This is a genomic window from Tepidiforma sp., assembly GCF_034433535.1.
Taxonomy (GTDB): domain Bacteria; phylum Chloroflexota; class Dehalococcoidia; order Tepidiformales; family Tepidiformaceae; genus Tepidiforma.
The window spans coordinates 1-6,708 of sequence record NZ_DAOUAO010000002.1 but is presented as its reverse complement, the minus strand read 5'-3'; the positions used below and the strand labels follow the sequence as shown (position 1 = coordinate 6,708).

At 69.9% G+C, this 6,708-nt stretch carries 7 protein-coding genes; all 7 read left to right on the top strand.

All coding sequences use genetic code 11. The features are described 5' to 3' along the window. On the top strand, window positions 1-898 hold an 898-nt coding region (locus VAE46_RS00180), incomplete at its 5' end, for a cytochrome c oxidase subunit I (protein ID WP_322794876.1). 12 nt (window positions 899-910) lie between these two features. Next, entirely contained in the window at window positions 911-1,114 is a 204-nt protein-coding gene (locus VAE46_RS00175; RefSeq protein WP_322794875.1) for a cytochrome C oxidase subunit IV family protein, read from the top strand. Then, a complete protein-coding gene (locus tag VAE46_RS00170; protein WP_322794874.1) occupies window positions 1,114-1,674 on the top strand; it encodes a cytochrome c oxidase subunit 3 in 561 nt (186 codons plus the stop codon). The genes VAE46_RS00175 and VAE46_RS00170 overlap by 1 nt, the downstream gene beginning before the upstream one ends. Window position 1,675: 1 nt before the next feature. Then, the gene (locus VAE46_RS00165) at window positions 1,676-2,188 is read left to right on the top strand and encodes a hypothetical protein (protein ID WP_322794873.1); all 513 of its coding nucleotides are present in this window, start codon (window positions 1,676-1,678) and stop codon (window positions 2,186-2,188) included. Window positions 2,189-2,293: 105 nt separating this feature from the next. Further along, window positions 2,294-3,184: a pyridoxal 5'-phosphate synthase lyase subunit PdxS gene (pdxS, locus tag VAE46_RS00160; RefSeq protein WP_322794872.1), complete on the top strand. Its 891-nt coding sequence runs from the start codon at window positions 2,294-2,296 to the stop codon at window positions 3,182-3,184. 125 nt (window positions 3,185-3,309) lie between these two features. Continuing rightward, window positions 3,310-4,860, top strand: coding sequence for a DHA2 family efflux MFS transporter permease subunit (locus VAE46_RS00155; RefSeq protein ID WP_322794871.1), 1,551 nt, complete (start codon window positions 3,310-3,312; stop codon window positions 4,858-4,860). A gap of 63 nt (window positions 4,861-4,923) precedes the next feature. Beyond that, window positions 4,924-6,621 (top strand): hypothetical protein, encoded by a 1,698-nt coding sequence (locus tag VAE46_RS00150; protein ID WP_322794870.1) that lies wholly within the window; start codon window positions 4,924-4,926, stop codon window positions 6,619-6,621. Window positions 6,622-6,708: the final 87 nt, after the last annotated feature.

The window sequence follows — 6,708 nt, the reverse complement described above, 5'->3', positions numbered from 1 at the left end:
GGTCCTCCCCGGCTTCGGCCTCGCACTGGAGCTGATCGCCCACTTCTCCCGCAAGCCGCTCTTCGCCTACCGCTACGCCGTCGCCGCCTTCCTCGGCATCCTCGGCCTCAGCGGCGTCGTCTGGGCGCACCACATGTTCACCTCCGGCATGCCCAACTACCTCCACGGCCCCTTTCTCGTCGCCACCGAACTCATCTCCATCCCCACCGGCCTCATCTTCCTCTCCGCCCTCGGCACCATCTGGCTCGGCCGCCTTTGGCTGAAAACCCCGATGCTCTTCGCCCTCGCCGTCATCTTCAACTTCGCCTGCGGCGGCGTGACCGGCATCTTCCTCGCCGATGTCCCCACCGATATCCACCTCCAGGACACCTACTTCGTCGTCGCCCACTTCCACTACACCATCGTCGGCGGCGAAATCTTCGCCCTCTTCGGCGCCATCTACTACTACTTCCCCAAGATGACCGGCCGCATGTACAACGAACGGCTCGCGAAGCTCCACTTCTGGTGGATGTTCATCGGCTTCAATGCCACCTTCTTCCTCATGCACCTCCCCGGCATCAAGGGCATGAACCGCCGCATCGCCGACTTCCCCTCCGAACTCGATCCCCTCAACCTCACGGTCTCCCTCGCCGGGTTCTTCCTCGGCGCTTCGTTCCTCGTCTTCATCTACAACATGGTGATGAGCTGGGTGCGCGGGCCGGTCGCCGAGGCCAACCCCTGGGAAGCCCGCACCCTCGAATGGCAGACCAGCTCCCCGCCGCCCCTCGAGAACTTCCCCACCCCGCCCGTCGTCAAGGGCCACCCCTACGACTACGGCGTACCCGGTTCCATCCACGCCACCTTCCCGACCCGGTCGGCCGGCCTTGCCGGCGCGCCCGCGGGCGGCGGCGGCCAGTAAGGAGCAGCAGCCATGCGCAAGCCGATGCAAACCGGCCTCATCGTCGCGGCCATCCTCGCCGTCCTCACCATCACCGAATACCTCTTCGCCACCCACGTCGAAGACGACCTGGTCCGCTTCCTTGGCATCACCGTCTCCGCACTCGGGAAGGCCGGCCTCATCGTCTACTACTTCATGCACATCTACCGCATCTGGCGCCCTGAGGAGGCTCACTAATGGCACTCGCCGCCCACGCTGAAGCCCGCCCGGTCCACAACCACCTCGCCATCAATCGCGTCGGGCTCTGGCTCTTCTTTTTCTCCGAAACCATCCTCTTCGGGCTCCTCCTCAGCGCCCGCTTCTATCTCGAGGGCATCCACCGCGAAGAGCTCGACCAGCTTCTCGGCCTCGGCATCACCATCGTCCTCCTCCTCTCTTCCGTGACCGCCTACACCGCCGAAACCGCCATCGAACACGACAACAAGAAGGTCGCCTCCTGGTACCTCTTCTTCACCATCCTGCTTGGCCTGGTCTTCACCGCCGGCGTCGTCTTCGAATGGTCCACCGCCCACTTCCATCGCAGCCAGTCCTTCGGCTCCGTCTTCTTCACCATGACGGGCATCCACGCGACCCACGTCGTCTCCGGCATCTTCATGCTCCTCCTCGTCTGGCTTCAGGCCCTGCGTGGCCGCTACAGCGCCAAGAACCACTGGGCCGTCAGCGGCACCGTCATGTACTGGCACTTCGTCGATGTCGTCTGGGTCTTCTACTACCCGGCCCTCTACCTGACCAAATGAGATGACCCGCCTGCGCTCCTCAGCCGCCCGCCAGTTCGCCCTCTGGGTGCTGGGCGGCTTCCTGGTCGGCTGGCTCGTCAGCGCCCTCTGGTGGTCGCTCCTCGAACCGTCCGGCAAGGACGCGCCCGCCGAGATCATCATCCCGCCCGGCGCCGCCGAGCTCATCGCCGCCGGGCGGCCCGTCCCCGGCGTCCCCTCCGTCATCCGCGCCGGCCGGACCGGCTACGTCAGCATCACCAACAACGATGCCGTCGAGCACTACCTTGGCGGCGCGCTCATCCGCCCCGGCGCCACCGCCATCGTCCGCCCCGCCAGGTCCGACGGAACCATCCAGTGCACCTTCCACGCCGCCGGTGCCGTCGGCTACCAGCTCGATGAGCGCCCGCCGATCACCGTCACCTTCATCCCCGCCGCCCTCCTCGGCGTCCCCTTCGGCATCGCCTTCGGCGTCGCGACCATCGTCGCCCGCCGCCTCGGCGATGAGGCCACTGACCTCGACCCCGCCGGGGCCTGAGCCGCCCCCACCTCGCCGCGCTTACACCGCCCGCTCTCGTGGCTCTATTGCGTCCCCGGCCAACGGCCTACACTCATACCCACATCCAGCCCGGAGGATTGCACCATGTCTCAGGCCCAGACCGGCACGTGGGCTGTCAAAGTCGGCCTCGCCCAGATGCTCAAGGGCGGCGTCATCATGGACGTCGTTACGCCCGAACAGGCCAAAATCGCTGAGGAAGCCGGCGCCTGCGCGGTCATGGCGCTCGAGCGCGTCCCCGCCGATATCCGCCGCGACGGCGGCGTCGCCCGCATGAGCGACCCGGAAATCATCCTCCGCATCATGGACGCCGTCACCATCCCCGTGATGGCCAAGGCCCGCATCGGCCACTTCGTCGAAGCGGAGGTCCTCCAGGCCCTCGGTATCGACTACATCGACGAGTCCGAGGTCCTCACCCCGGCCGATGAGGCCCACCACATCGATAAGCACCAGTTCAAGGTCCCCTTCGTCTGCGGGGCCCGCAACCTCGGCGAAGCCCTCCGCCGCATCGGCGAAGGCGCCGCCATGATCCGCACCAAGGGCGAAGCCGGCACCGGCGATATCGTCGAAGCCGTGCGCCACATGCGCGCCGTCCAGGACGAAATCCGCCGCCTCACCACCCTCTCCGACGACGAAATCTACACCGCCGCCAAGGAGCTCGGCGCACCGCTCGAACTCGTCCAGCAGGTCAAGCGCGAAGGCCGCCTGCCCGTGGTCAACTTCGCCGCCGGCGGCGTGGCAACCCCCGCGGATGCCGCCCTCATGATGCGTCTCGGCGCCGACGGCGTCTTCGTTGGCTCCGGCATCTTCAAGTCGGAGAACCCGCCGGCCGTCGCCCGGGCCATCGTCCAAGCCACCACCCACTACCAGGACCCCGAGGTGATCGCACGCGTCAGCCGCGGTCTCGGCAAGGCCATGCCCGGCATCAGCGTGGCCTCCCTCGGCGAAAAGGAGCTGCTCGCGACCCGCGGCTGGTAGTTCACCGCCCCGGCACCTCACCCCGCGCCCGCGGCCCCGCGCCGCGGGCTTTTTGCGTCCCGGGCTATTGATTTCCTCTGTCAACCATGTAGAGTCCGTTGCATCAAGAAACCCAGGAGGCAGCGATGCCCGCCCGCAGCATCCCCAACCCGTGGCTTACCCTCTTCGCCGCCTGCTTCGGCCTGGGCATGCTCATGGTCGATACCTTCATCGTCAACGTCGCCTTCCCGGCTATCGGCCGCAGCCTCGATGCCTCCCTCTCCGCCGCCGAGTGGACCGTCTCCGCCTACGTGCTGGTGACCGGTGTCTTCCCGGTCGCCATGGGCCGCCTCGGCGATATCTTCGGGCGCAACCGCCTCTACCTCGCCGGCCTCGTCCTCTTCATCCTCGCCTCCGGCCTGTGCGGCCTCGCGGCCACCATCGAACAGCTCATCGCCTTCCGGGTGCTGCAGGGCTTCGGCGCCGCCATCATGATGCCCCTCACCCTCTCCATCGTGACGGCCGCCTTCCCGCCACAGCGCCGCGGCCTCGCCATCGGCATCTGGGGAGGCGTTTCGGGCCTTGGCCTGATCGCGGGCCCCATCCTCGGCGGCCTCCTCGTCATCGGCGACCAGTGGCGCTGGATCTTCCTCATCAATCTGCCCCTTGGCCTCGTCGCCGTCATCGCCGCCCTCCGCTGGATCCCCTACTCCGCCGACCCCTCGGCGCCCCGCTCGATCGATTGGCCCGGGCTCTCCGCGCTCACCGCTGGACTCTTCTTCCTGGTCTTCGCCCTCAACCGCGCCAACGACCTCGGCTGGACCTCCCCCGTCATCGTCAGCCTGCTCGCCGGCGGCGTCGCCGTCCTCGCCCTCTTCTTCGCCATCGAGCGGCGGCGCACCGCCCCGCTCATCGATGTCACCCTCTTCCGCAACCGCACCTTCCTCGCCGGCTGCCTCTCCGCCTTCATGTTTTCCGCCGCAGTCTTCGGCTCCCAGCCGTTCACCAGCCTCCTCATGCAGAACTACCTCGGCTTTAGCCCGCTCCAGGGCGGACTCGCCTTCCTGCCCGCCACGGGCCTCGTTGCCGTGCTCATGCCAGTCTCCGGCATCCTCGGCCAGCGCCTCGGCCACCGTGTCCGCCTGCTCATCATTGCCGGCTCCATCTCCGTGGCCATCTCCTTCGCCTACCTCCTCACCTTTACGGTCGAAAGCCGCTACCTCGATGCCCTCCTGCCAGCCTTCATCCTCCGCGGCCTCGGCATCGGCCTCGTGATGTCGGCCACCTCCTACGCTGTGGTCAGCGCCCTCCCGGTCGAAAAGTCCGGGCTCGCCTCCGGTACCCTCACGATGGCCCGCAACATCGGCACCTCCGCCGGCGTCGCCCTCTTCGGCTCCGTCTACCTCCACGGCATCGGCCAGCGCCTGCCGGAGCGCCTCCTCGCCGACGGCACCGACCCCGCCGCCGCCGACCGCCTCACCGAAGCCGCAACCCACTTCGTCCCGGCGGGCGAAGGTCCGGCGTTCGCCATCACCTCCACCGCCGTCGTCGAAAGCTTCCTCATCATCTCCCTCGTCGGCCTGGTCGTCTGCGCCGCCGCCACCGCCGCAGCCTTCCTCGTTCGGCCCCGCCGCGAACCCGCGCCGGCCGCCCCTGCCCCTGCGCCGATGGCCGCCGCTCCCCGCACTGCCCCGTAAAGGAACCGACAGCCCTCCGCCGGCGTTGGCTATCATGTCAGCCCACCACCGGCGGAGGTGCCCATGCGATCCCTCGCCCGTGCCATCGCCCTCCTCGCGCTCGCCTGCGGCGCAGCCGGCCTGCTCCAGCCCGCTGCGCCGGCACACGCCGCCGCTACCCGCACCTGGACCGGCCTCGGCCCGACCGCAAACTTCTCCGACGCCGCCAACTGGGACAGCGGCATCCCCGCTCCCGGCGACACCCTCATCTTCCCGGCCTCCGCCGCCCAATTCGCCCCCGTCAACGACCTCCCGCCCGGGCCGTACGCCGCGATCCGCGTCACCGGCGGCAGCTACACCTTCAGCGGTGCCCCGCTCGACCTCGCCGGCGACCTCGTCATCGAATCCGCCGGCACCACCGAGGTCGCCCTCGCCCTCGGCGGCCCGGGAGGCATCAGCCAGTCCGCCGGCGAACTCCGCCTCGCAGCCCCCGGCACCTTCACCGGCCCGGTCACCGTCTCCAGCGGCACCCTTCGGCCCCTCGACCCCGCCGCCCTCGGCGCCCCGGCCGCCGGCACGAACATCCTCCCCGGCGGCGCCCTCCGCCTCGCGCCAGGCATCGACCTCGGCTCCGAACCCATCACCATCTCCGGCAGCGGCCCCGGCGAATCAGGCGCCCTCCAGCTGAGCGGCGGCATCGCCGCCATCGGCCCCCTCGCCATCGTCGCCGAGGCAACCGTCCGCATCGCGTTCGGACTCCTGTCGGTCAGCGACCTCTCCGGTCCCGCCTCCTCCCGGCTCACCCTCACCGGCGGCGGGCGACTCGCCGTCGCAGCCGCGACATTCGCCGGCACCCTCGACGTTCGCGCAGGGACCCTGCAGTGGGATGCGAACTCCCCAGCCGCTGCCGCGGTCGGCCCCCAGGGCGAGCTGGCCGGCACCGGCACGCTCGCCTCGCTCTCGCTCCAGGGCGGACGCATCAGCCCCGGGTCGGCCGTTCAGCCCGGGACGCTCACGGTCACCGGCCCCGCCACCCTCCACGGCGGTTCCCTCCGCGTCGCCCTCGACGGCGTTCTGCCCACCTCGGTGGCCCGCCTCCGCGCCGGCACCCTCGCCATCAACGGCACGGTGCTCGAGCTCCAGCCCTTCGCGCCGCCCGACCCCGGGCAGCAGCTCACCATCGTCGAGGTCGCAGCCGGCAGCGTCAGCGGTACCTTCGCCGGCCTGCCCGAGGGTGCTGTCTTCGCCCTCGCCGGGCGCGCCGTGCAGATTACCTACCGCGGCGGCGACGGCAACGACATCGCCCTCCGCGTCCTGCGCATCCTCGAAGCCGACCTCGCCGCAGCCATCACCGTGGAACCGACCGCCTACCGCCCGGGGACCACCCTCACCGCCCGCCTCACCATGACGAACGCCGGCCCCGATGCCGCCGTCTCGCCGCGCTTCACCTTCGGCATCCCTGCCGGGCTCAGCTTCGTCAGCGTCGAGGCGCCCGGCCACACCTGCATCACCCCGCCCCATCACCCCGCCAGTGTCACCTGCTACGGCCCGACCCTCCCGGCAGGCGAATCCCGCACCATCGCGGTCAGCCTGCGCGCTGCCGCCGACCTCGCCGGGCCGCTCCAGCTCCACGCCGGCGCCTTCTCGGCCACCGCCGACGCGCACACCGTCAACAACACCGCCTCGGTTCGGCTCGAGCCATCCGCCGGCACCCTGCCGTACCGCCGCATCCTCCCCGGCCTCGCCGCCGATGCAGCGCAACCGGTTCAGCCCGGCGGCTAGGCCCGGATTCCCAGCAGCTCTTCGATCAGCAGAGCGACCCCGTCCTCCCGCGGCCCGGGGATGAGCCGCGCGGCTGCCCCCTTCGCC

Coding starts and splice junctions, on each gene's coding strand:
- VAE46_RS00175 (WP_322794875.1), top strand. CDS start 911: ATGCGCAAGCCGATGCAAACCGGCCTCATCGTCGCGGCCATCCTCGCC.
- VAE46_RS00170 (WP_322794874.1), top strand. CDS start 1,114: ATGGCACTCGCCGCCCACGCTGAAGCCCGCCCGGTCCACAACCACCTC.
- VAE46_RS00165 (WP_322794873.1), top strand. CDS start 1,676: ATGACCCGCCTGCGCTCCTCAGCCGCCCGCCAGTTCGCCCTCTGGGTG.
- pdxS (WP_322794872.1), top strand. CDS start 2,294: ATGTCTCAGGCCCAGACCGGCACGTGGGCTGTCAAAGTCGGCCTCGCC.
- VAE46_RS00155 (WP_322794871.1), top strand. CDS start 3,310: ATGCCCGCCCGCAGCATCCCCAACCCGTGGCTTACCCTCTTCGCCGCC.
- VAE46_RS00150 (WP_322794870.1), top strand. CDS start 4,924: ATGCGATCCCTCGCCCGTGCCATCGCCCTCCTCGCGCTCGCCTGCGGC.